General features: G+C 40.3%; 24 protein-coding genes, 3 pseudogenes and 1 riboswitch. Of the genes and pseudogenes, 13 read left to right on the top strand and 14 right to left on the bottom strand.

Features of this window, described 5'->3' with window-relative positions:
- Nucleotides 1-23 precede the first annotated feature (23 nt).
- Nucleotides 24-905 (bottom strand): LysR family transcriptional regulator, encoded by an 882-nt coding sequence (locus tag EKM93_RS01945; protein WP_125712525.1) that lies wholly within the window; start codon nucleotides 903-905, stop codon nucleotides 24-26.
- A gap of 161 nt (nucleotides 906-1,066) precedes the next feature.
- On the opposite strand from EKM93_RS01945, the pseudogene EKM93_RS01950 reads away from it, so the two are divergent.
- Nucleotides 1,067-1,675: pseudogene (locus EKM93_RS01950) on the top strand (ArsA-related P-loop ATPase); the annotation flags it as partial.
- 85 nt (nucleotides 1,676-1,760) lie between these two features.
- Here the strand turns inward: EKM93_RS01950 and EKM93_RS01955 are convergent.
- Nucleotides 1,761-2,009 carry a hypothetical protein gene (locus tag EKM93_RS01955; RefSeq protein ID WP_125712529.1) on the bottom strand — a complete coding sequence of 83 codons (249 nt, stop codon included), beginning with the start codon at nucleotides 2,007-2,009 and terminating at the stop codon, nucleotides 1,761-1,763.
- 36 nt (nucleotides 2,010-2,045) lie between these two features.
- A complete protein-coding gene (gene trxA, locus EKM93_RS01960) occupies nucleotides 2,046-2,357 on the bottom strand; it encodes a thioredoxin (RefSeq protein ID WP_191988474.1) in 312 nt (103 codons plus the stop codon).
- 305 nt (nucleotides 2,358-2,662) lie between these two features.
- Here trxA and EKM93_RS01965 point away from each other — a divergent pair, with 305 nt between their 5' ends.
- Both EKM93_RS01965 and nhaC read left to right on the top strand, forming a co-directional pair.
- A complete protein-coding gene (locus EKM93_RS01965) occupies nucleotides 2,663-2,932 on the top strand; it encodes a metal-sensitive transcriptional regulator (protein WP_125712533.1) in 270 nt (89 codons plus the stop codon).
- 316 nt (nucleotides 2,933-3,248) lie between these two features.
- Nucleotides 3,249-4,622, top strand: a complete 1,374-nt coding sequence (gene nhaC, locus EKM93_RS01970; RefSeq protein WP_125712535.1) for a Na+/H+ antiporter NhaC — start codon at nucleotides 3,249-3,251, stop codon at nucleotides 4,620-4,622.
- 63 nt (nucleotides 4,623-4,685) lie between these two features.
- Here the strand turns inward: nhaC and ribH are convergent, their stop codons facing one another.
- From ribH to ribD, 4 genes are read right to left on the bottom strand one after another with little or no spacing between them, the layout of a single operon-like run.
- Nucleotides 4,686-5,150: a 6,7-dimethyl-8-ribityllumazine synthase gene (gene ribH, locus EKM93_RS01975; protein ID WP_125712537.1), complete on the bottom strand. Its 465-nt coding sequence runs from the start codon at nucleotides 5,148-5,150 to the stop codon at nucleotides 4,686-4,688.
- 11 nt (nucleotides 5,151-5,161) lie between these two features.
- Nucleotides 5,162-6,373, bottom strand: coding sequence for a GTP cyclohydrolase II (gene ribA / locus EKM93_RS01980; protein ID WP_125712539.1), 1,212 nt, complete (start codon nucleotides 6,371-6,373; stop codon nucleotides 5,162-5,164).
- 13 nt (nucleotides 6,374-6,386) lie between these two features.
- Complete coding sequence (locus EKM93_RS01985) at nucleotides 6,387-6,983, bottom strand: riboflavin synthase (protein WP_125712541.1); 597 nt, start codon at nucleotides 6,981-6,983, stop codon at nucleotides 6,387-6,389.
- A complete protein-coding gene (gene ribD, locus EKM93_RS01990) occupies nucleotides 6,968-8,047 on the bottom strand; it encodes a bifunctional diaminohydroxyphosphoribosylaminopyrimidine deaminase/5-amino-6-(5-phosphoribosylamino)uracil reductase RibD (RefSeq protein ID WP_125712543.1) in 1,080 nt (359 codons plus the stop codon). The genes EKM93_RS01985 and ribD overlap by 16 nt, the downstream gene beginning before the upstream one ends.
- A 194-nt stretch (nucleotides 8,048-8,241) precedes the next feature.
- A riboswitch (FMN riboswitch) is annotated at nucleotides 8,242-8,377 on the bottom strand.
- 204 nt (nucleotides 8,378-8,581) lie between these two features.
- Between ribD and EKM93_RS01995 the strand changes: the two genes are divergently transcribed.
- The 10 genes from EKM93_RS01995 to EKM93_RS13470 all read left to right on the top strand — a co-directional run bounded on the left by EKM93_RS01995 (nucleotide 8,582) and on the right by EKM93_RS13470 (nucleotide 18,514).
- Complete coding sequence (locus tag EKM93_RS01995) at nucleotides 8,582-9,871, top strand: cytosine permease (protein ID WP_125712545.1); 1,290 nt, start codon at nucleotides 8,582-8,584, stop codon at nucleotides 9,869-9,871.
- A gap of 91 nt (nucleotides 9,872-9,962) precedes the next feature.
- The gene (locus EKM93_RS02000; protein WP_225423605.1) at nucleotides 9,963-10,739 is read left to right on the top strand and encodes an NrtR DNA-binding winged helix domain-containing protein; all 777 of its coding nucleotides are present in this window, start codon (nucleotides 9,963-9,965) and stop codon (nucleotides 10,737-10,739) included.
- Nucleotides 10,740-10,933: 194 nt separating this feature from the next.
- A complete protein-coding gene (locus EKM93_RS02005; RefSeq protein ID WP_125712547.1) occupies nucleotides 10,934-12,412 on the top strand; it encodes an FAD-dependent oxidoreductase in 1,479 nt (492 codons plus the stop codon).
- Nucleotides 12,393-13,229, top strand: coding sequence for a carboxylating nicotinate-nucleotide diphosphorylase (nadC, locus tag EKM93_RS02010; RefSeq protein ID WP_125712549.1), 837 nt, complete (start codon nucleotides 12,393-12,395; stop codon nucleotides 13,227-13,229). The genes EKM93_RS02005 and nadC overlap by 20 nt, the downstream gene beginning before the upstream one ends.
- Nucleotides 13,226-14,323: a quinolinate synthase NadA gene (gene nadA / locus EKM93_RS02015; RefSeq protein WP_125712551.1), complete on the top strand. Its 1,098-nt coding sequence runs from the start codon at nucleotides 13,226-13,228 to the stop codon at nucleotides 14,321-14,323. Before nadC ends, nadA begins: the two co-directional genes overlap by 4 nt.
- Before the next feature lie 8 nt (nucleotides 14,324-14,331).
- On the top strand, nucleotides 14,332-15,432 hold the full coding sequence (locus EKM93_RS02020; protein ID WP_125712553.1) for a cysteine desulfurase family protein: 1,101 nt from the start codon (nucleotides 14,332-14,334) through the stop codon (nucleotides 15,430-15,432).
- Nucleotides 15,433-15,796: 364 nt separating this feature from the next.
- Entirely contained in the window at nucleotides 15,797-16,957 is a 1,161-nt protein-coding gene (locus EKM93_RS02025; protein ID WP_125712554.1) for a double-cubane-cluster-containing anaerobic reductase, read from the top strand.
- Between the two features lie 2 nt (nucleotides 16,958-16,959).
- Nucleotides 16,960-17,727 carry an acyl-CoA dehydratase activase gene (locus EKM93_RS02030; RefSeq protein WP_125712556.1) on the top strand — a complete coding sequence of 256 codons (768 nt, stop codon included), beginning with the start codon at nucleotides 16,960-16,962 and terminating at the stop codon, nucleotides 17,725-17,727.
- Nucleotides 17,728-17,814: 87 nt separating this feature from the next.
- Nucleotides 17,815-18,399 carry a LysR family transcriptional regulator substrate-binding protein gene (locus EKM93_RS02035; protein WP_225423606.1) on the top strand — a complete coding sequence of 195 codons (585 nt, stop codon included), beginning with the start codon at nucleotides 17,815-17,817 and terminating at the stop codon, nucleotides 18,397-18,399.
- 52 nt (nucleotides 18,400-18,451) lie between these two features.
- Nucleotides 18,452-18,514, top strand: coding sequence for a putative holin-like toxin (locus EKM93_RS13470; protein ID WP_263853563.1), 63 nt, complete (start codon nucleotides 18,452-18,454; stop codon nucleotides 18,512-18,514).
- Nucleotides 18,515-18,671: 157 nt separating this feature from the next.
- Here EKM93_RS13470 and EKM93_RS02040 read toward each other — a convergent pair.
- From EKM93_RS02040 to EKM93_RS02070, 7 genes and pseudogenes are all read right to left on the bottom strand, one after another.
- Nucleotides 18,672-18,898, bottom strand: a pseudogene (locus EKM93_RS02040) (hypothetical protein); the annotation flags it as partial.
- Nucleotides 18,899-19,038: 140 nt separating this feature from the next.
- Nucleotides 19,039-19,311 (bottom strand): annotated as a pseudogene (locus tag EKM93_RS13760) (DNA-3-methyladenine glycosylase I).
- A gap of 194 nt (nucleotides 19,312-19,505) precedes the next feature.
- Nucleotides 19,506-20,309: an alpha/beta hydrolase gene (locus tag EKM93_RS02050; protein ID WP_125712558.1), complete on the bottom strand. Its 804-nt coding sequence runs from the start codon at nucleotides 20,307-20,309 to the stop codon at nucleotides 19,506-19,508.
- Nucleotides 20,310-20,389: 80 nt separating this feature from the next.
- Complete coding sequence (locus tag EKM93_RS02055; RefSeq protein ID WP_125712560.1) at nucleotides 20,390-20,854, bottom strand: universal stress protein; 465 nt, start codon at nucleotides 20,852-20,854, stop codon at nucleotides 20,390-20,392.
- 674 nt (nucleotides 20,855-21,528) lie between these two features.
- Nucleotides 21,529-22,548 (bottom strand): sugar kinase, encoded by a 1,020-nt coding sequence (locus EKM93_RS02060; RefSeq protein WP_125712562.1) that lies wholly within the window; start codon nucleotides 22,546-22,548, stop codon nucleotides 21,529-21,531.
- Nucleotides 22,549-22,576: 28 nt separating this feature from the next.
- Complete coding sequence (gene kduI, locus EKM93_RS02065) at nucleotides 22,577-23,422, bottom strand: 5-dehydro-4-deoxy-D-glucuronate isomerase (RefSeq protein WP_125712563.1); 846 nt, start codon at nucleotides 23,420-23,422, stop codon at nucleotides 22,577-22,579.
- A gap of 80 nt (nucleotides 23,423-23,502) precedes the next feature.
- Entirely contained in the window at nucleotides 23,503-24,405 is a 903-nt protein-coding gene (locus EKM93_RS02070) for a DMT family transporter (protein WP_125712565.1), read from the bottom strand.
- Nucleotides 24,406-24,420: the final 15 nt, after the last annotated feature.

The raw sequence follows: 24,420 nt of genomic DNA on the forward strand, positions 1-24,420 counted from the left end.
TCTAATGCTTATTTAATTCAAAATCATGCCTTAAAAGCATGTTTAAAATAATTAACAAAGGCCCGGCTCACCGGCGATAAAATTCGACTCTTTTTCCAAACTAAAACACAATTAGTTTTGATTTCTGGTACCAGTGGCATAAAAACCGTAGCCGTATCTTTAGGATCGCTGACGCCTTCGATAACTAATGCCGACCCCATACCACGAGCCACTAATGGCCGTACATTAAAAATTAAATTAAAAGTTCCAACAATATTTAACTTTGAAAGTGGGACATTTGCCCAATCTGCCAGCATATTTTGAACGGCGCTACGCTCTCCAGTCAATAACGGTAAGTGGCTAACATCTGTAGGTGTCACCGCTTTTTGCCCCGCTAAAAAATCTGCTTGAGAAACCAGTAGACCCCAACGTTCTGTTCTAGGCAATACAACTTTTTCATATTTGTCCGTGATCACTGGTTCTAGCAAAATTGCCACGTCAATCAAGCCTTTTTCTAACTTATCAACGATATCATCACTTGTCCCGCTGAAAATATTAAACGTTACCTGGGGATAATCGCTGACAAAGGTCTCCAAAATCATTGCTAACGTATCTGAGTTATCTGCTTCAACACAACCTATCGAAATCCGCCCGCTGAAGAGTTGTTGTTTGCGATCTGCGAATTCTTGGGCGGTTTGCTGCGTTAAAGTTAAAATATCTTCTGCTCGACTTTTTAAAAATAAACCCGCTTCCGTTAACGTCATCTGTTTTTTAGAACGAATGAATAGCGTCGTTCCCAATTCGTCTTCTAACTCCTTTAGCTGCCGACTTAGCGTGGGTTGAGTAATATGCAGCACTTCAGCTGCCTTTGAAATTGTACCTTCTTCAGCAATTGTCCAAAAATATCTTAATAAACGAATCTCCATGACCACACCTCTTTTCATTTATTGTAACAAAAAACTAGTCTATGAAGTGGCGTAATCTAACGCCGTACCGAATATGACAATTCACAGTAGTGTGCCCTCTTAAAAAGCAGAATATTAGAAAATAATCAAGTTAACATTGATAGTCATCTATGTATAGCAATATCACTACAAGCTATATTGATGAACAAAAAGAGTTAAAGAAATATCAAGATGAAGTCCTAAATAAAGCGCGTGAAACAATGTCTGAAGAAGATATTGCTTACATTGAAGAAGACCTCCGTTCACCATGTACACAAGAAATAGCTGTATTTAGAGCCTTTGCAGAAATTGTTGAAAAAGCAGAAGAGCGCGTGGTTGTTATAGACACTGCACCCACAGGCCATACACTGCTGCTATTAGATGCCACACAAAGCTACCATAAAGAAATAGCACGTTCACAAGGAGACATTCCCGTAAGTGTCAAAAAGCTATTACCAAGACTGCGAAATAATGAAGAAACGGAAGTTATTATTGTGACATTAGCAGAGGCAACACCGGTCTATGAAGCTATTCGCCTCGAAGATGATCTAAAACGTGCAGGGATTTCTAGTAAGTGGTGGATAATTAACACTTCTCTGTATTCATCAGGAACTAGAAATAAATTATTGCAAGCTAAAGCAAGTAATGAAATCGAATGGATAAATAAAGTAGATGAACGCACTAATCATCACTATGCTCTAATCGGCTGGAATGCAAATAATATCAAGGGTCACAATTTAAGAAACCTATGACTCACTATAAAAATGATAATAAAAAACGATCATTTAAATATAAATGATCGTTTTTTATGCTTCTATTTAACAGCTTACTAAAGATTTAGCTGACAGCCAGCCAGTCATTGTCTAACAATTGATGTTTTGTTTTAGACAACGGTAACCAAAGTTTTTCATGTTTAATTTTCGTTAAGCCACTCCAAAACAATGGATCTTGCTTTTGCTGTACCGTTGTTTCCACGGCCACCACATGCCCCGTTTCCGTAACCCCACAAATCTTGGGATAGTGGACACTGAGTAATTGTGTTGGTATAACCTCATTTGTACTAACTTGCTGCTTATCCTTGGCCATCAAAATCCGCCCCTTATATTGCACTTTTCTTTTTAATTAAACATAAAGCTCCAATTGCTTCTTTAATGCATCTTTTGGCCGTACGCCGACTAGACGATTGACCAATTCCCCATCTTTAAAGAATAAAAGCGTTGGGATACTTTGGACGCCATAACGAACAGCTAATTCTTGTTCTTCATCCACATTGACCTTATCAATCTGTAGTTCATCGTCATCAAAATCTTTGGCAAGATCATCTAAAATTGGCGCTTGCGCCCGACAAGGACCGCACCAACTAGCCCAAAAATCCACCAAATGTACGCCCTCTTGAATTGTTTCGTCAAAGTTCTTTGCTGTTAAATCTGCCATCCTAAGCACCCCTATTACTAAATTTTAGAGTAATTAACGCTTCAGCTAACACTATTCTTAATTACCCCAAGTGGTATTTATTGTAAAAATAGCTTTATATAAGCCTTTATATACTATATAAGAAGACAATTAGTACTTCTTAAAAATACCTTACAGGGTATATTAAACAACTTAAATTGTGTTTTGTCAACCATTAATAGTATTAAAACATCCCTATTAATTGACAACATATACCCATCACGGTATTATAACTATAATTATATTAATTTAAAAACAGAATACTTTATTGAAAGTAGGTCTTAAAAATGCCAGAAACACCCGCTGATAAGAAAAAAATGATTAATCGTTTAAAACGAGCTGAAGGCCAGCTACGGGGTATACAAAAGATGATTGCTGATGATAAAGCCTGTGCTGATGTGATGACTCAACTCAGCGCTGTCCGTTCCAGCATTGACCGGGCCATGGGTTTAGTCGTTGCCCAAAATTTGCGAAACTGCTTTGAAAACCCAGATGCCGATCCTAATGATCAATCAAAAAAATTGGATGAAGCAATTAATATGGTTATTAAAAAATAATTTGACTAATTTTAATTCCCGGTTGACGCCTTTAAAAATAACTGCTATGCTTTTAGACAATAATTCATCGAAAAATATCTGAACTAAGTAATGCTTTGTCTGGGTGTCAGAAAGCCGGTGGTTGCTGCGAATCGGTCAGGATAAAGTACAGAAATACCAGATAGAACTTGGGTCACCAAGCGGGCAACCGTTATCATAGAGGAGTATCATTTTTTATGATGCTTAAATTGGGTGGTACCACGGTTAATCGTCCCTATTGCTTCGGCAGTAGGGACTTTTTTTGTTTTCGGAAATAAAAAATTGGGAGTGTTCAACGATGACAAAGCAAGTTAGTTTTAAAGAAGCAATTATTATTTTGATTTTAATGTTGGCCGTTTTAGGAACTGGGGTTATCAAATTCGGCTTATCACCACAAACACCGGTATTATTAGTCATTGGTTTATTAATTTTATGGGCCAAAATTCGAAAAAACAGCTGGGATGAGATCCATAGCGGCATTATCGACGGTGTTAAAAATGGGATTGTCCCTATTTTCATTTTTATTTTAATCGGCGCTTTAATTGGTATCTGGATCGCAGCGGGCATTATTCCATCTATGATGGTTGCTGGATTTAACTTAATTTCTGTACGTTGGTTCATCCCTTCTGTCTTTTTAGTTTGTGCCGTTGTTGGCACTTCTATCGGGAGTGCCTTCACCATTATTTCAACCATTGGGATTGCCTTGTTTGGGATGGGCACCACCTTAGGCATCAATCCCGCTCTAGTCGCCGGCGCCGTAATTTCTGGAGCGATCTTCGGTGATAAAACATCCCCACTATCAGACTCTACCAATTTAGCCGCCGCTATTGCTGAAGATGATTTGTTTGCTCATATTAAAAACTTAATGTGGACAACAATTCCTGCTTTTTTAATCTCATTAATTTTATATACAATCATCGGGCATTCTGTAAGTTCTACAGCAACGATTGGTAATGTACAAGAAACCGTTCACGTTTTAACAACTAACTTTAACGTCTCCTGGTGGGCGATCGTACCTATTGCTTTATTGTTCGTCTGTGCCTTTATGAAAATCCCAGCAATTTTCACTTTAATTTTGAACATCGTCGTTTCTACAGCAATGGTTTTTATTCACAATCCCAAAACATCCATCTCAGCTATCGCAGGTTATATCGACAACGGTTTTGTTTCTAAAACCGGACATGCCAGTGTGGACGCACTCTTAACGCGCGGTGGTATCGCCTCCATGATGGGTACAATTTCATTAATTTTTCTAACATTATCCTTAGGTGGTCTGTTGATGAAATTCGGCGTTATTCAAACCGCAATGACGCCCCTCTCTAAAAAGCTCAAAACCCCTGGCTCTGTAGTTACTGCAGCTATTTTATCCGGTATCGGCGTTAACGTCTTTGTCGGCGAACAATACCTTTCTGTTATTTTGCCAGGTAAAGCCTTTAAACAGACTTTTAATGACCATGGGTTAGACAATTTGGCTTTAAGTCGGGTTTTAGAAGATGGTGGTACTGTCATTAATTACCTTGTCCCTTGGGGCGTTGCCGGGGCTTTTGCCGCTAACACTTTAGGGGTATCTACTATGGCCTTATTACCATTTTGTTTCTTCAGTTTATTATCCCCAATCCTATCCATTCTTAGCGGCTTCACCGGGATTGGTTTAAAACGGCTAAAAGCCTAAACAGCCGGCTATCAAAAATAACCTGAGTCTAAAGCTGACCCAGGTTATTTTTAATTGGACTTATTATTTAATTTGCTCAGTTAAAGACATCATTTCCAGCAAACTTAACGCCGCATCGGCGCCTTTATTACCAGCTTTGGTTCCAGAGCGTTCAATTGCTTGTTCAATGGTATCCGTGGTCACTACGCCAAACATAACAGGTACTGGTCCATTTAAATTAATTTGGGCAATACCTTTCGCCACTTCATTACTGACCAATTCATAGTGTGAAGTTGCACCCCGAATAACAGCGCCTAGGGCAATCACCCCATCATATTGGCCGCTGTTCGCTAATTTTTTAGCGATGAAGGGAATTTCAAAAGCCCCTGGTACCCAATAAATAGCCACTTGCTCTTCTGGAATATCATGCCGGGACAACATATCTAGCGCCCCAGTTAATAATTTCGAGGTTACAAATTCATTAAACCGAGCCACTACAATTGCTGGTTTATAATGTGCATTTTGATAATTACCTTGATAAACAGTCATAAAAAAGCCTCCTATAAAACTAATTGATGGTGAAATTTATTTTTCTTAGTCGTTAAATAACCATAGTTCTCAGCATAGACCGTGGTTTCCAATGGAATACGTTTGACCACTTCAATACCATGGGCCTCTAGCGCCTTAATCTTATCTGGATTATTCGTTAATAGCTGGATTTTAGATAAACCCAATTGGTCTAGTATTTCCGCAGCAACGCTATAATCCCTTGCATCCGGCGCAAAACCTAACCGTTCATTAGCTTCATAAGTATCTAGGCCTTGTTCTTGTAACGCATAGGCCTTAAGTTTATTTAATAACCCAATCCCCCGACCTTCTTGCCGTAAGTAAATAATTGCACCAGCGCCTTGTTCTTCAATCATCGCCATTGCCTTATCCAGTTGCTCACCACAATCACAGCGATGGGACTCAAAAACTTCTCCAGTAAGACATTCTGAATGCACCCGGACAAAAGGCGCTTTCACCTGCCACGGTTCACCTTTGATTAAAACCAAATCCTCTGTACCGTCAGCTTCTGTGTAAAGCCGCAATTTGAAATCGCCTTGAGCGGTTGGCAGCTTTACTTCAACTTGTTCAGTCACTGGGGATGCTTGGGTGTTTGTTTGCAGCAGCTGCCGATAAGCCGTAATTTCTTCAATCGTAATTAACGGTAAATCCCAATCTTTTGCCAGTTGCTGTAAATTTTGGTAACGTGCCATATGTCCGTCAGCTTTCATGATTTCACAAATATAAGCCACCGGTGTTACCTTTGCGATCCGCGTCAAATCAATGGCCGCTTCCGTATGCCCCCGCCGTTTTAAAACACCATCATCTTCGGCAATTAATGGGAAAATATGTCCTGGCCGCTCAAAGTCGGTGGCTTGACTATCTGCTGCGGCTAAAGCTTGAATTGTTTTAGCGCGATCAAACGCTGAAATACCGGTACTCGTTGTTTTATGATCCACGCTCACCGTGAAAGCCGTCCCATAACGTTCCGTATTATGGGTAACCATCGGTAGTAAATCTAGTTTTTTCGCGATTTCCCGGCCGATTGGGGCACATAATAAGCCCCGGGCATGTTGCGTCATAAAATTCACATTCTCTGGACTGGCAAAGCTGCCGAATCCAACCAAATCACCTTCTGCTTCCCGATTGGCATCATCGGCCACAATAATCAATTGGCCTGCTTTTAAAGCGGTGATTGCTTGTTTTATTTTTTCTGTAATTGTCATAATTACAACCTCCTTAGGCATTTAATTCTATTTGTCGGATCAAGTATTTACCTAAAATATCTGTTTCTAAATTCACTTGCGCCCCAACTTCTAACGTGCGTAAATTAGTTGTGGCCTGGGAATGTGGAATTAATCCTACTTCAAAATCATGGGTCGTCGCATTTATAACGGTTAAACTTGTGCCGTTCAAAGCAACAGAACCCTTTGAAACCACTTGTCGGCAATAAGCTTGCGGTAGTTCAAAAGTCAAAACTAAGGCATGCTGCTGACGCTTTTTTTGACGTAAGCGCACTACTGTATCCACATGCCCCTGCACAAAGTGGCCTTCAAATCGCTGATCCACCCGCAAAGCCCGCTCTAAATTGACGGCCTGACCTGTTTTGGCATTTTTAAAATGACTGCGTTGGAAAGTCTCTGGCATCATTTCGGCCATAAAAGTTGTTGCATCTACGTCCGTCACCGTCAAACAAACACCGTCTACTGCAATACTATCGCCAATTTTCACGGTCTCTAAAAATGAGTCTGGCGCCTGGCAAGTCAGCTTTAATTCATGAATTTGCCGATAAATACTTTTTAATTTACCTTGCACCTGAATCAAGCCTGTAAACATGCTATCCCCTTCTTTGCGTGAATTCTTAAATCTGAACCAACTTTAGTAACCGTTTCAATTGTCAATGTCTCTGATATTGACTTTGGCGTTCCGGTTGTAAAACTGGTCAACCCTTGGCCAAAAATTTTTGGTGCCACATAGGTAATCACATCTTCCCATAAACCGCTTTGTAAAAAGACCTGGTGAATCGCTGCACCACCTTCTACATAAATAGCCTGTAGTCCTAGAGCAGCCAGCTTTTCCACCACTGCTTCAATCGGCCACTGTGACGCTGTAAAAACATGGCAATGTGCTGGTAGTGCTGCCGATTTTGCCTGGGTCGTAAATATGTAAACCGGCACATCAGAGGCTGTGAAAAGCTTCAATGTGGGCTGCTTTAATGTCCGACCCCGACGATCCAAAACAATACGTACGGGGGGATGTTTTAAATTTAGCGTTGTCAGTAAATTAGGATTATCAACTAAAACCGTTTCACTACCAACTAAAATACCTTGATAATTGGCCCGTTCACGATGAACATAATCATAAACCGCCTGATCGGTAATCGCCGTTTGCGTCCCTTTAGTTTGTGTTAGTTTGCCATCTAACGTGATCGCTTGCTTTAACGTAATCCACGGACGCTGCTGCCGATAGTAGAAATTATAAAATGGATTTAAGGCCTCGGCTTCTTGGGTTAAAACACCGGTCTTTACTGCAACGCCGTGTTCTTTTAGAAAAGTAATGCCCTTACCAGCAACTAACGGATTAGGATCCACTTGCGCAACCACAACTTTAGAAATGCCGCTGGCCACAATTAATTCACCGCATGGTGGCTGCTTGCCCGTATGATGACAAGGTTCTAAAGTCACATATAACGTTGCTTTAGCCAGTTGTGTCTTATCCTTAACACTCGCAATAGCTTGTCGTTCCGCATGTTGCTGGCCATAAACTAAATGTGCACCAGTACCAATAATTTGATCATCCACAACTAACACGGCCCCAACTAATGGATTCTTGTAAGTTTGATGTTGTCCTAATCGCGCTAATTTTATAGCAGCGGCCATGAATACTGTGTCTTCGGTCATTAAAAATCACATCCTTTGTAAAAAATGGCAACAAAAAACCCCGTGTCTAAAAACACGGGGCAGTTAATGGCTAGCTAAATAAATATTTTGACTAATTTAAAATTCAATTTAGACGTTATAAAAACTCAATATTGCTCAAATAAAAAGCCGTCTACAAAAAAATAATTGAATCGAAAACCAAATTTGTCAAAATACTCTTTCTTCTCTCATCCAGACTTTCACTGTCGGTACTAGACTCACACTAGTTCCACCGCTATATAGCGGGTCACGGACTCCAAAATTAATTTTGTTACCGTCGGTCGGGAATTGCACCCTGCCCCGAAGAAATCGTATTCAATTGATGGCTTTATCGTAAGCGGATTTTTTTGATTTGTCAACAAAAAATTTTATTTTTTTGAACATATCTCTTAATACGCCTGCTATAAAAGCTTAAATTGCTTTTTTTAGACTGAACAATTATAATTATCCGTGTAAGCGATTACAAATAATAATTAGTTCTAAAAAATATTTTTTATCTTTTTGGGGGTTAGAATTATGGATGTCGTTACTCATGATTGGTCTAAGAAAAATTATCTCAAGCTTTGGATGAATGTTTCCATGTGTGTACCCACGTTTTTAGTTGTAGAAACCTTGGCGGGTTACAAGTGGAATTTGGCCACCATCTTAGTTGTCGTTCTTTTAGGCTCCGCAATTATGGGTCTTTTATGCGGGGTTATGGGAGTTTTAGGCCGACGTTCACAAAAAAACTTTGTCACGTTAATCAGCGATGTTTTTGGCCATAAATACAGTAAATTCTTTTATTTTCTAAGAGGCTTGGATTGCGCCGGTTGGTATGGCATTAATATCGCCGCCGCAACACAATTAATCATTAATCTTATCGCAATTATTACGGGGACTAAAATCGGCAATGTCCCTTATGTCTTTATTTTTATTTTACTATTAGTCGCCAATGCCTTTATTGCCCAAAGCTCCAGTAAATTACAAAAATTATTAACGATCACGCTAGTGGTTATGGCTGTGGGTATTTTAATGATTCTAATCAATACCGGCAGTCAGATGGTCACCAAGGCTAATTTTATTGCCAATAGTCCAATGTTACAAACACGAGATATTATTGGCAGTATTTGTGTCGTTGCCGCTTATTGGAACGGCTTTGCTTTAAACATGTTTGACTTTGGCCGCAATGCCAAAACCGATAAAGATGCCTTTTGGGGGAACTTTGTTGGGATTATCATCGGGATGGCCGCCATGGCGATTATTGCCGCAATTTTTTCTATCCAAGCTTTTATTACCACCGGCGCTTACAATTGGAATTTGAGTCATTCTCTGCTTTACTTATCAACATCTGTCCCTGTTCATATTTTTGTTGTTGCCATCTTTTTGATGTTTATGATCTCTACCAATTCAGTAGCAAATTATTACCCAGCGATCCAATGTATTAAAGCTATTCGCAATAAGTCCCAAGTGTTGATCAACGCTTTGATTTTCTTAATTGTCAGTAGTGCCATCACCCCATTTTTCTTAAGTTCTTCAACTAGCGAAATTGCTTATTATTGGATTAACCTTTGCGGTACCGTTTTAGCACCATTATTGGCAGTATTAATCTGCTATGTTATTTTGCAAAAACAGAAAATTGTCAAAACCAGTCATTACCGTTGGACTTATGTAGGTTGGACTGCTTTATACATGGGTGCCGAAGTTATTACCCGTTCTATTTTAAGTTATTTATGGCTCGTATCCATTATTGGTATTTTCCTAACGATTGCTATTATTTATCACAACGGCAAGCGCCAGTTAGATCCACTAACGCCTTCTGAAGATTAACGAAACGCACTTTTTAGCGTCAGAGCAATTGCTCTGGCGTTTTTATCTGCTAAAATAAAACTAGCGTTACTTTGGAAGGGACCGGTTAAAAATGTTAAATATGTTCGGTATTTTAGAAAAACCTTTGATCACCATTACGAATATCATTTGGAGTTTTGATCGCACCACCAAACAGCTGCAAGTACTCCTAGTCAAGCGGGCTCAACCACCTTATCAAAACAGCTGGGCCTTACCCGAAACGTTTATGCGGACTCAAGAAAGTGCCGATGAAGCAGCATTGCGCTTAATCCGAGAAAAAATAGGTTTAAATTTATCCGATTTTTATACCGAACAGCTGGCCACATTTACCAATCAGCAGCGGACCAGTAATGAGCGGGCCTTGTCGTTAGCTTATATGACTTTCTTACCAGAAATGCCGGCCTTAAAAGCGGGTTACGGCGCTCTTGAAGCCCGTTGGTTTGCGTTTAGCGCAGTTCAAAAACGGTATTGCCTCAGCAATCGCCAACTAACCTTTCAAACGGCGGCTGAAGCTTCAGAGACCGCTTATTATCAAGCTTTAAAGCAGCAACAGCCTGATCAGCACCTGGCCTTTGATCATGAATGGATCTTACGTCTAGCTTGTCAGCGGATTAAAAATAAATTGAACTACCAGCCTAATATTTTACTCGTCCTCGGCGCGCAGTTTACACTTAAAGAGGCTCGGATGATCTATGCTGCTTTTTTAGGTATAAAACCTAGTGAAATTGATAATTCTAATTTTAAAAAAACTCATAAACATTTATTTAAAGATATTGGTATATCTTCTAGTAAACAAATCGGCCGCCCCGCAAAACTTTATCGACTTGCGAGCAATAAAGTTGAATTTTGAGAACATTTGCGGTAAAGTGTAGCTTAATTAATAAAAGTATTTGGTACTTTTATTTTTTAACGTGAATAAAAGTCTAAAATACTTTTATTGCTTATGCGTCTTTGAAACTTATACAAATCGCTATGAAAAGAGGTGTGTTGCAAAAGATGTCGGTCTTTTAAGCTTTTTTTGACAGACTTGCACCTGCAACACTTATGAAAAAAGTCATTATCATCGGTGCCGGCTTGGCCGGCTGCTATTTGGCGATGCTCCTGCAAAAAAACTGTCAAGTGACTTTGGTTACTAAAGGGGCGCGCCAAGACAGCAATTCTATGTTAGCGCAGGGCGGAATCGCTGCCGCCTTGGACCCTGGCGATTCACCAGCTGCCCATGAACAAGATACGTTAAAAGCCGGTCAATATCATAATCAAGCTTTGGCTGTAGAACAATTAGTGCATGTGGGTCCTGAATTGGTCCAGCAATTAATTGCAATGGGGATGAATTTTGATCGAAAACCTACAGGTGATTTAGATTTCGGGCTTGAAGGCGCCCATAGTCACCACCGTATTCTCCACGCCAATGGGGATCAAACCGGCGCTGCCCTGACGACTTTTGTTCAACGGCAACTGGCCTATGTTACTTGGCTGACGAATACTGCAGCCATCGAGCTTTACACTAACAAAGGTGTTTGCCAAGGGGTTTTAGTCCGGGACATTGAAAGCGGTCAACAGCGCATTTTAACGGCAGATGCCATTGTGTTAGCCACAGGCGGCTTAGGTAATTTATACGATTTCACAACTAACAACGAAACCATTACTGGGGATGGCTTAGTTTTGGCTGCCCGACAAAAAGTTGCTTTAAAGGATATGGCTTTTGTCCAGTTCCACCCTACTGTTTTAGCGTTGAATAATCGCTGCTACGGCCTCATCACCGAGGCTATCCGCGGCAGTGGTGCTATTTTAGTGGATGAACATCAAACGCCTATCATGGCTGACACACCGCAAAAGGATCTGGCACCTAGGGATGTGGTGGCGCGCCGATTAAAACTTTGGCAGCAAAATGGCCATCAATTATTTTTGGATATTACAAATGTTTCAGATTTCACACACCGTTTTGCCGGTGTCTGCGCCAATTTGGATAAACACCATGTGCCTTTTAGAAAGACACACCTCATTCCGATTCAGCCTGGTGCGCATTTTATGATGGGCGGTATTCAGACTGATTTATCTGCCCAAACGTCACTTTCTCGTTTATTTGCAGTAGGTGAAGTTGCTTGTAACGGTGTCCACGGGGCCAATCGTTTGGCCAGTAATTCCTTACTGGATTGCTTAGTCAGTGCGCAAAAAGCGGCAATGGCTATTATGACTTTAACCAATCTGCCACTGGCTAATTTCAAGTATAGTCCCACCTTATTTGTGACCCCAAAGCTACCAACTTTAGCGGTACTGCAAAAAAAAGCTTGGCACTACTTAGGTATTGAACGAACTCGAATAGAGTTGCGGACATTTTTAATTTGGCTAAAACAATATAATTTCTTGCAATTACAACCGAGCCAGTTGAGTCAAAAAGAACTGACGATAGCAAATTTATGTTACTGTGCGCAACTAATTGCTGAGGCCGCTTTAGCTGAGCCAAAAAGTATCGGTGCCCATTATTTGAAAGAGGAAATAACCCATGAATCCAGTCATCACTAAACAAACCATTGAACGTTTCTTAATCGAAGATCTCGGTTTCGGCGATCCCAGCACCCAAATGTTTGCCGCCCAAAAAATTAAAGGTCAATTTGTGGCAAAACAAACGGGGCTGCTATGCGGCCAAGCTATCCCTCAGCAAGTCTATGATTGCTTAGGCGCTGCTACCTACACCCCATTATTAGCAGAAGGCAGTCCGGTTCTGCCTGGTACCGTCATTGGCACCGTCGTTGGCGATGCCGGTGTTTTACTGGCGGGTGAACGGACTATTTTAAATTTAATGCAGCATATGAGCGGCATCGCGACCACGACACAAACAGCGGTCCAAACTTTAGCCGATCCTGAAATTAAAATTGCCGATACTCGAAAGACAACCCCAGGATTACGTATTTTTGATAAGTATGCGGTTACTGTCGGCGGTGGTTATAACCATCGTTTAGGCTTAGATCATGGCATTATGCTCAAGGACAACCATATTGCAGCTGCCGGCAGTCTCACCGCAGCCGTCACCAAAGCGCGACAATATGCTGGACCAATGATGCAAATTGAAGTTGAGGTAGAAACAAAAGCGCAAGTTCTAGAAGCTGTAGCTGCCAAAGCTGATATTATTATGCTGGATAACCAAAAACCTGAAACTATTAAAACTTGGTGTCGTTTAATCCCACCATCTATTATCACTGAAGCTTCCGGTGGCATTACCTTAGCCAATTTGGCAACTTATCGACACTGCGCAGCAACTTTCATTTCATTAGGCTTTTTAACGAACGCTGTCCAGCCATTAGATCTGAGTTTTTATTTAGAGGGGGTTATTAAAGCATGATTTTAACCGACTTAAAGGCTAAGTCCGCCTTCAATCAATATTATGACGAAAATCCAGAGGCTCAAATCCAAAGAATTTACGCAGCCAAAGCCGCCTTTGGGGATGACTTATTAATGGTGGCCCATCATTATCAAAAAGATGAGGTTTTCCAATTTGCGGATGCCCAAGGCGATTCTTTAAAATTGGCCCAAATTGCAGCTGAAAATCAACGGGCTAAAAAAATCGTTTTTTGCGGCGTCCATTTTATGGCTGAAACCGCCGATATTTTGACAACAGATGCCCAAAGCGTTATTTTACCTGATCCAATGGCGGGTTGCTCTATGGCGGATATGGCCAATACTTTTCAGCTCACTCAGGCTTGGGCGCAATTAACCCAACAATATGATACCGATATTTTACCGATCACCTACGTTAATTCCACTGCTGCGATCAAAGCTTTTGTCGGTGCCCACCACGGTGTCGTTGTGACTTCTAGCAATGCCGAAAAAATTGTCGCCTGGGCTTTAAAAAAAGCCAAACGTCTTTTATTTCTACCCGATCAGCACTTGGGCCGCAATACTGCGCTTGCTTTAGGTATCCATCCTGATGAAATCGGTCTATGGCAAACCCAGCAAATGACTTTACAAGCTGCTCAACCCAATCAAGTTCGTGTTATTTTGTGGGATGGCTACTGTTCTGTGCATCAACAATTTAATGTCACTCAAATACAGAAACTACGTCAGCAAGATCCCTTGATAAAAATTATTGTCCATCCCGAATGCAGTCAAGAAGTTGTTGCTGCCGCTGATGAAGTGGGCTCTACAGCGGCGATTATCAATTACTTAAAAGCAGCCCCCAAAAATAGTCATATTGCTGTTGGAACCGATAACAACTTAGTTGGTCGCTTAAAGGCGCAATATCAAGACAAGACCATCTCTTTTTTGAATCCTTACGCTTGTTCTTGTATCTTAATGAATCGTATTGACCTCCCCCATCTTGCTTGGACGATGGATCAATTAATGGCTCAAGAAACCGGTAATGTTATCACTGTTTCTGCAGAAACAAGCTTTTGGGCCAAAAAAGCTTTAGACCGCATGTTGCAGCTTAGTAAGTAGGTGACCAGATGATCTATTTTGACCACGCAGCTACAACCCCAATGAGCGCAGCCGCTTTAGCAACTTACCAGCAGGTTGCCAAAGCCTTTTATGCAAACAGTGAAAGTTTGCATCGAGCTGGTAATTCGGCAGGACAACTTATTCAAGAAGCACAAACAACCATCGCTCAGACATTAAACTTGTTACCTGAAGGTTTGATTTTCACCAGTGGTGGTACTCAAAGCAATCAATTAGGCTTAATGGCATTAGCCCAAGGCAGTTCAAAAAAAGAAATTCTAGTTAGCCCCCTGGAACATGCTTCGGTTTATCAAGTTTTAAACAAACTTGCCCAAACACAAGAATATCAGATTAAAATATTACCAATAACGGCCACAGGTCAAGTTACTGCACAAAGTTTAGCGGCTGCTATTACACCTAATACCGGCTTAATCGTTATCCAAGCTGTTAATCCGATTACGGGTATCTGCCAAAATATTGCCGAACTCAACACCACAGCAACCCATTATAAAGTGCCCTTATTTGTGGATGCCGTCCAAGGTTTGACTAAAATCAACTTAGATTTGCAAAATCTAGCTGGCTTCAGCGCCAGCGGCCATAAATTTAATGGGCCTAAAGGGTGCGGCTTATTATATTTAAATCCCAATTATTTAACAAAGCCCCTTTTTCAAAATGTTTTTCAACAAAACGGCTTTTTGCCAGGCACTTTAGATACGCCGGGTATTTTAAGTTTAACTACCGCATTAATGACCAATTTACAGCAACAAGTCACACAATTCACGCAACTGACACATTTAAAGGCAGCGTTATTAGCCAATTTAGCGCCCACTATTAAACCCGTAGCGCCTTGGGCAGAATTCCCCGGAATCTGTGGTTTGTTATTACCCCATACACCTGGTCAAGAAGCGGTTACTGTTTTAGGTCAGCAGGGCCTTTGTTTTTCAACCGTGAGTGCTTGTAGTTTAAAGGACCCCCGGCCAGATGCAACTTTAACAGCGCTCGGTTTAAGTGCTTCCGAAAATGAGCGTTACATTCGACTTTCCTTTGGCGCCTTGAATCAAGTTAAAGAAGTTACAAAATTCACAGATATTTTAAATAGAGATTACGCTTGAATTAAAATTTATTCTGCGCTATTTTGTTATTATAATTAAGAATGATATTCATTTAAGAAATAAGCCTACCTATTTCGAAAGGCTTATTTTTTATATAAAAAATTCCATATAATACCGTGATATAACGCCATTCTTAAAAATTTTTAGGTAATCTAAAATATGGGTTTCCAAATTTGTTCAAGACAGTTATAATACGTTTAGAGAATAAATTTGTATTTTTAAATAATATATTTCTCTCAGTATTATCTACTTATATTTTGTTGTTTTAGCAATTAATGTGAATTAGATCACAGTTTTTGCTAATTGTTCTAAATTACTTATTTCCACCCTTTTAATTAAATTTTACATAGGAAGAGGCCGCATTATGAAAGTCAAAACAGAATTACCAGAAATTTTTGAAGATTTTGGAGAAGCCAGACAGCAAGGCTTTTTAAAAGTAAAATCCCTTAAGGATCAAGGTCAACCCGTTGTAGGTGTTTATTGTACTTTCATGCCTGAAGAACTTGTCCTAGCAGCTGGTGCTGTTCAAATCAGTCTTTGTTCAACTTCTGACGAAACCATCCCGGCAGCCGAAGAGGATTTACCAAGAAATTTATGTCCTTTGATCAAATCCAGTTACGGCTTTGGTAAAACAGATAAATGTCCTTATTTTTATTTCTCTGATCTTGTTGTTGGTGAAACAACTTGTGATGGCAAGAAAAAAATGTATGAATACATGAGTGACTTCAAGCCGCTTTATCTTATGCAGTTGCCAAATATGCGGGACAATGATCGTAGTCAAAAGCTTTGGTACGAAGAAATCAAAGCTTTTAAAGAAAAATTAGAAGACTTCTTTGGGGTTACAATTACCGAAGCTCAAATTCGGGATGCGATTATTTTAAAGAATAGAGAACGCCAGGCTAAAAAAGACTTTTATCATTTAGGTCAGCTTAATCCACCTGCTTTAAGTGGTGCTGAAATCTTTAAAGTCATGTACGGCTCTCAATATAAATTTGATAAAGCTGAAAACATTGCTTCTTTGGAAGCGGCTACAAATGCCGTTAAAGAACGCTATGCCAACGGTGAACACCTCGAAAAGAAACCTAGAATTTTGATTACTGGTTCACCAATGGGTGGGGTTACTGAAAAAGTCATTCGTGCCGTTGAAGAAAATGGTGGTGTCGTTGTCGGTTATGAAAACTGTACCGTTGCCAAAGCTGTTGAACGCTTAGTTGATGAAGATGAAACCGATGTTTATAAAGCTTTATCTGACAAATATATTCATATTGGCTGCGCTTGTATGTCTGATAATCATGATAGATTAGATTTAATTAGCAATATGATTGATGATTATCAAGTTGACGGTGTCCTTGATATGGTCTTACAAAATTGCACGCCATTTTCTGTTGAATCTCGTCGGATTAAAAACTTCTGTAACGATGAAAAAGACACACCTTATATGTATTTAGAAACAGACTATTCTGAATCTGATATTGAACAAATCAACACACGGGTTACCGCTTTTCTTGAAATGTTGGAGGGTTAATTATGTATTACATCGGTCTAGATGCCGGATCCACAACCACAAAAGGTGTTTTATTTACTGAAACAGACTATATTGACAAATATCTTTTAGCCACTGCGGGTGATCCCAAGGGCGCTATGGCCACTGTAATTGATTATTTCACGACACATTATGGTAAAGCAGATAAGATTATTACTACTGGTTATGGTCGTAAATTACTGCCCAGTGATTTAGCAATTACTGAAATTACTTGTCACGGTAAAGGCGCTAATTACTTGCACCCAGGGATTACACAAGTCGTTGATATTGGTGGTCAAGATTGCAAAACGATTCGGCTGAACGGTAACGGCGGTGTGTTAGATTTTAATATGAATGACCGCTGCGCTGCAGGTACCGGGCGCTTTGTGGAAGTCATGATGCGTACACTGGGTGAAGATATTGCAACGTTAGATACATTCATCCAAGGTGCCACACCAGTACAAATCAACAGCATGTGTACTGTTTTTGCAGAATCTGAAGTTGTCAGCCGTGTCGCTAAAGGTGAAAAACGCGAAGATATTGCTCTAGGCGTCTGTCACTCCATTGCCAAACGAATTAATGGGCAGCACGCCAAACTACAAGCGCCTAAAGGTGAAGCGGTCTTATTTACCGGCGGCTTATCGCAAAGTGAACTATTTGGCGAAGTTTTAGCACAGTATTTAGCCGCCCCCGTATATCGCGATGATTTAGGCCAGTTTGCCGGTGCAATTGGTGCCGCTCAAATTGGGCTCAAAAAATTCAGTCTTCAATAAAAATTTGGGCAGGAATCTTCTGATTTTAATCAGGGGAGGCATGCCCAAATTTTTATTGAAAGGACAAAAGCTAGTAGGGGCGCACAAGTGTACCTTTTAATTCAAAATGCCATTCGCCAATACCAAGCAATGCAAGAAAAGGTGCAGGAAATCAATGGATTAAGTTCTGGGACCGTTAAAATTGGGACAATTTCGAGTATTTCAGCCCATTGGTTACCGGTATTAATTCAAAAATTCCAAGAGAAATATCCACAAGTTAAGTTCATTTTGCATCAAGGTGACTACACAACTATTCCTGAGTGGGTGCGAACTAATCAAGCTGATTTCGGTTTTATTAGTCCCGATGCCCTGCCAAATACCGCAGTTCAATTTGTTAAATCAGGAGCTTTAAGAGCGGTGCTACCCCTTAACCCCCCCTTAGCGCAAAGAAAATTTGTGACCTTGACCGATTTAGCCCAGGAACCTTTTTTAGAATTAGAAGAAGGGGCTTACAGTGAACCGCTAACTGCTTTTGCGGACGCTAATTTACGGCCTAATGTTAAGTTACGAGTCCACGATGATTATTCTATTCTCTCCATGATTGAATTAGGCTTAGGTGTTATATTCTACCTGAACTTGTCCTACGAAAAACGGCGTACCAAGTCGCTATTTTACCAATCCACCCCGAACTAACCCGAAAAATTGGTATTATTAGTCAATGAGCGTCTTCCAGACACTTTCGTTGATGTTGCTGTTTGGCACATTTTTAATCGCGCTACTCAGCTACATCGACAAGAACCACAAATAAAAAAGCCGCCCTGCGTAACTTGGGTAGGTTACAGGGTAGCTTAATGCTGTCTTATTAACTTCGCCACCGCCTTTGAAGCGGCCTGCACGGGAAGTCCTGTCTTCAGCGGGACTTCCTTTTTTCTTACTACTATTATAGCATGTCCTTTAAAAACTGGCTAACGTTTTAGACTTTGATCGGGGTTGAAATCGGGTTGTTTAATTTCCGGATTTTCTTCAGCAAATGTTTTCAGCTATTTTTGCGTTCGATTACTGATTTCTTGGTGAACATCATTTAACTGATTTTTTATTCTGATTTTCGTTGGTGATCAGTCGCTTGCTTAATTTGTTGTTGCAAGCCTTGATACGACTTATTAAGCACTTGGGCTGATAGCTGTTCCAAGTTATCGCGAATATCGTTCTTAAAATTAATATCAGCTAAACGGTATTTAGCTAAATACTCTGGAGTTAAAGGCCGATTTTGAACATAATCTGTAACCACAAAGGCACTGTCAGCAATGACTTGTTTTTATTTTGAGCAGTTATTCAATTCATTGAAGCAAAAACAAGCAACTTCATGGTCGTTAATGATTCCAATTGCCTGTAAGAATGAGTAGGTAAGTCGGGCAACTCTTGTTGGAAGTATTGTACTTTTTGGTAATCAAATTTACAAAAAGCAGTATTAAGTGCCTGCCGTTTATTTAAAATTGTTTGCCAACTAAGGCCAGCTAGCATGATTTCTAATCATAATAATTCAAACAGCGTTTGGTTATTGTGACAAGGTGTTCCCCATTCACAACCGTGGTATTGTTTCAGCAACTCATTCCCAATTGCTGCCCAAGAACAGCGTTTTGGTATTTAAATCAACTCCTTAAATAATTTATCAATTGATTTATGGAGAATCACTGTTCGCTGATTAGTTGGTCAACCACTTCTGACTAAAGTCGGAAGTGGTTGACATAAAGTGCCACAAAAATAAAGCCTATCATGAGATAAGCTTTATTTTTGTATTACTATATACGATTATGAACCCAGGTTTTAAATAATGTCGGCCAAATTGCGACTTCCGGTCGATTATCTTCTGGATTCCGGTTAACTTCTGAATTTGCCAAACTGGCACCATGTTTACCCTCTGGAAAAACATGGTATTCAAAGGAAATCCCTTGTTTTCGTAACGCTTGGACAAATAGTAAACTATTTTCCATCGGCACCACATGGTCTGAACCCGTGTGCCAAATAAAAGTTTCCGGCACATTTGAATTCACTTGCTGCTCTAAAGATAACTGGTCTAATTTTTCCGAATCAGGCCCCAGTAAATTTTCAAATGATTCTTGATGTCCATACTGACCCGTGGTAATTACGGGATAGCCTAAAAATAACCCATTAGGTTGCATTTGTGCTGGCGTTAACCCAATATCGGCTAACGTGGCCGTATGCCAAAAGACGCCCAAACAAGCTGCTAAATGACCGCCTGCTGAAAAGCCAGCAACAACGATCTTGTCAGGATCAACATGCAATTTCTGCGCATTGTCCCGAATGAAAGCCACGCTCTTTGCTAATTGATGCAAAGCTACCGGATAACGCACCGGTGCCACGCTGTAGCGTAAAACAAAAGCTTGAAACCCAGCTGCTAACATGGCTAATGCCACAGGTTCGGCTTCGCGGTCTGAAGTGTAAGCGTAACCCCCACCAGGACAAATCACAATGGCTGGTCGTTGACGATTTGGATCAATTTCTTGAGAATTATCAATTAAAAAGCCATTTAATTTTGCGCTTGGTTCCGTCCCCACTTGTATTTCTTCTTGGATAAATTGCATGTCTACCACCCTTTCCTGTCATGCTGTGTCAAAGTTTTATAATTAGCAACAAACTAAACACAGTTTCAGGTAAAACTGGGTTATTGATAAGCCTTATCCCGAACAACTAACACTTGTGTATTAGCTTTTCGAATAATGTAATCGGATACAGAGCCTAATAATAGCCGCTCCGTTCTAGATCGGCCAGTAGCGCCGATAATGATCAAATCAATGTCCAGTTCAATTGGTAATTCATTGGCGATGATTTCTTTGGCATTACCTTCTGGCTGTAAAATAGAAACATCTGTTAGGCCTTGTGCCTCTGCAGTCGCTTTCATTTTGGTCAACAGCTTACGTACCCCGGCCTGTACCAATGTCGCACTATCAGAAGCATCACTATAATATGAAGGCTCTAATGAACCATCGTAATTACGGTGCTCCAAAACATGCGTAATGTACAATTTTGCATCCATCAGCTTGGCCAAATCAACAGCCTCTGTAAAAGCCCGTTGTGCCTCCGGAGAACCATCTGAAGCGATTAAAATATTCCGATAATGTGCGTTCATAAAAATCTGCCCCTTTCACCTATACCAATGATGTATTATAAAGTTCTACAACCCCATTATATGGTGTAAGTAAGCGGTTTACAATCGCTATCTACCTACCTGAGTGATATTTAATTTGTTGCTAATTGTTTCATTATTTTACCGACTATAATCTGAAATGTACATTAAAAAGCCTTAAGCATTCTGCTTATAAAAGTCATATTCTTTCAAAATCACCTGTTTGGCCATAATTTTCAGTTATTCTAAAATTCGAAATTATTTCGCATTTAAGCATTTTTGTTACCGTTTGTTTTTTTAATGAAAATTGGTATATTTATATTACTTTTATAATTGGTAAAAAATAACCAGTAAGCCGCTGAGTCGAAAGTCAATTTCAGCTCAATACTCACTGGTTTATTTTTTTAGATATTACTATTTAGTGTTTTAAAATCAACCCGTCTTTGGTTATGCTCTAATCTTGAAATGCGTTCCAAGTACTGACAATTTACATAACTACGTCTTACTCACAAGCCAAAACCGGGCTTATGTCGGGTCTATTCTGTGTGAGTTTTCTTAAACGCGCTCACCAACACTGATTTCTGCATATAACTACGCCTTGTTGCTAGTCGCAGGCGACTACCTGCCAAGTCTAGGTTATATTACGAAATCACCCGTGTTGTCTCGCGCTCTTTCTTTTACCGGTTCATTGCGGCGCCGTTGCCCATGACGTTGCGGATTTCTGCTTCGCTGACAAGGTTCAAATCACCGCTGATGGTTAATTTTAAGACGCTAGCAGCGATGGCGTAGTTGATTTGTTCTTGCGGTTCAAGGTTATTCAAGAAACCATGCATTAAGCCCGCACCAAAGGCATCGCCCCCAGCAACGCCTTCAAAGACGTGCATTTGATAAACAGGGCTTTCATAAAATTGGCCGTCCCGCAACAACAATGCGCTCCATTGACTATCTTCAACCGAATGAATGTCTCTGAGTACGCTAGCTACGGTGTGACAATTAGGATAACGCTTGGCGACTTCTTGCATGCCTGCTTTAAAACTTGCTTTTTGTTCAATACCCCGCGTCATATCGCCGTCAAAGGCTTGAATACCAAAAGATGAAATGAAATCCTCATCGTGGGCCAAAACAATATTGACATAAGGCATAACTTGTTGGCTAAAGGCCTGGGCAGCTTCTGGTGTCCACATCTTGCCCCGATAATTCATATCACAAGCTACCGTAATATTGTGGGTTTGACAGTAAGCACAAGCTGCTAAAACAGCTTGTTGTAAGTCTTTAGAAATCGCTGGTGTAATACCAGAGAAGTAAAAATAGTCAACCCCTTCAAAGACTTTGGCCCAATCGTATTCGTCAGCTGTAGAAGTGGCTAATGAACTGCCAGCACGGTCATAAACCACATTGGTTCCTCGAACGCTAGCACCCTTTTCAAAAAAATAAATTCCTAAGCGTGGCCCGCCTCGTAAAATCGCCTGCGTCTCAACGCCATATTTACGCAAAGTGCCTAAAGCGGCTTCCCCTAAGAGGTTATCTGGTAACTTTGTTAAATAAGCGGCTGTATCGCCCTGCAAAGCCAAAGAAACAGCCACATTAGCTTCTGCACCACCATAAGTTGCTTCAAAAGCGGTTGTTTGTAAAATTCGATTACTTGTTGGTGGTTTTAACCGTAACATCATTTCGCCAAAAGTCAGTACTTTCATAATTTAGAATCCTTTCAAAAATAAAATATAATTATTTCAAATCATGCATGTCTACTTGATCCATATCATCATAAGTTTGGTTTTCACCGCACATTGCCCAGATAAAGGCATAATTTGTTGTCCCTACACCGCAATGGATTGACCAGCTTGGATTAACAACGGCTTGTTCTGGTTCTAAGAAAATATGTTTAGAGGCATTCGGTTCCCCTAAGAAATGTACAACCCGTGTATCGGGATCACTGAATTCAAAGTACATATACGTTTCCATCCGCCGAGCATGGGTATGCGCCGGCATGGTGTTCCAAGAAGAACCTGGTTCCAAAACAGTGTAGCCCATTTGTAATTGACAAGTATCCATTTGGGAAGCGTCAATATATTTATAAATGGTCCGTTTGTTCATATGAGCTTGATCGCCCATTGGTTTAGCCAAAGCGTTGGCAAATGGCAATTTCTTGTTAGGGTAAGTTTTATGTGCCGGTGTGGAAACCACATAGAATTTAGCCGGATTTTTAGGATCATCTGATTCAAAAGTTACTGATTTAGTGCCCATGCCGATGTAATAACCATCGTGGGTTACAATTGTATCTTTTTGGCCATCAATCGTAATACTGCCGTTGCCGCCGATATTGATGAAGCCCAATTCCCGACGTTGTAAGAAGTAGTCGACCCCTAGTGCTTTATCTAATTTGATCTCCAAGGCTTCAGTCGTTGGTGTTACACCACCGAAGATCATCCGATCATTATATGTATACGTTAACAAAATATCACCGGGGTTAAATAATTTCGCCATCAAAAATTCATCCCGTAAATCCTCTGTACTATAGTGTTCAATATCCTTAGGACTATGGGCATACCGGGTAACCATACTAAAACTCATTTTTTATTCTCCTTTTTCTCTATAAGAAATATAATTTCTAAACCATTCTTCAATTTCTAGTATATCGAGTTCTACTCAATTTACAAGGACCGGTGTTTTTTCGGTAATGGAAAATTGATTAAAATAATCGAAAACAGCGCTAAAATAACTCCAATAATTTGAAAACCGCGGAATTGAACACCTAAAAATAAAACGGCTAGAATTGTGGCCGTTAATGGTTCAAATAAACCTAACATACTGACAATTGCTGGCTGTAAATAATTTAAACTAGCGACATAACACGCATAAGCGCCCATTGTTCCAATCAAAACAACACCGATGACTAACAGCAATTCTACCCCCCCAAAGTCTTTTGGCAATTGCCAAACAGGGGCTACAAAATTAGCCACAATTCCCCCGATTAATAAGCCCCAACCGACTACAATCAAAGAAGAATGTCGCGCTAACAATGGTCGTGGCAATAAGGTGTAAGCAGCCACACCAATCACTGAAATTAAGCCCCAGACGAAGGCTTGAACCGGGACATCCAATTGATGGAGATCGCCATTAGTCACGACTAAAAAAACACCAATTAAAGAGATCAAAATCGCAATGGCTTCATTACGTCTAGGTACTTGCCTTAAAGCCACCGACAAAATTATAACAATCAAGGCCGGGCCTAGTGATTGTAAAATAGTGGCCACCGCCGCATTGCCGTAAAAAACAGCTTGTAAAAAAGTGGCCTGGGCGAACAAGACCCCAAAAATACCAAATAATAAGACGCCGAAAGCATCCCGTTTTTGATGCCAAATACTAAAAATATTTTCTCGACGACAAAGTAAATAACCTAAAATTAAAAGCCCTGAAAATAACATCCGGGCACTGACTACCCATTGCGGTGACACGGTGATCCGTGTAAATAAAATATTGGATAAAGTCCCACCGATCCCAAAACAAATTGCACCGGCAGCTGCTAAAAAAAGCCCCAATCTATGCTTCGACACACTTTTACCCCCAAT

Origin of the sequence: Agrilactobacillus yilanensis, assembly GCF_003946725.1 — a bacterium.
In the GTDB taxonomy this organism is placed as follows: Bacteria; Bacillota; Bacilli; order Lactobacillales; family Lactobacillaceae; genus Agrilactobacillus; species Agrilactobacillus yilanensis.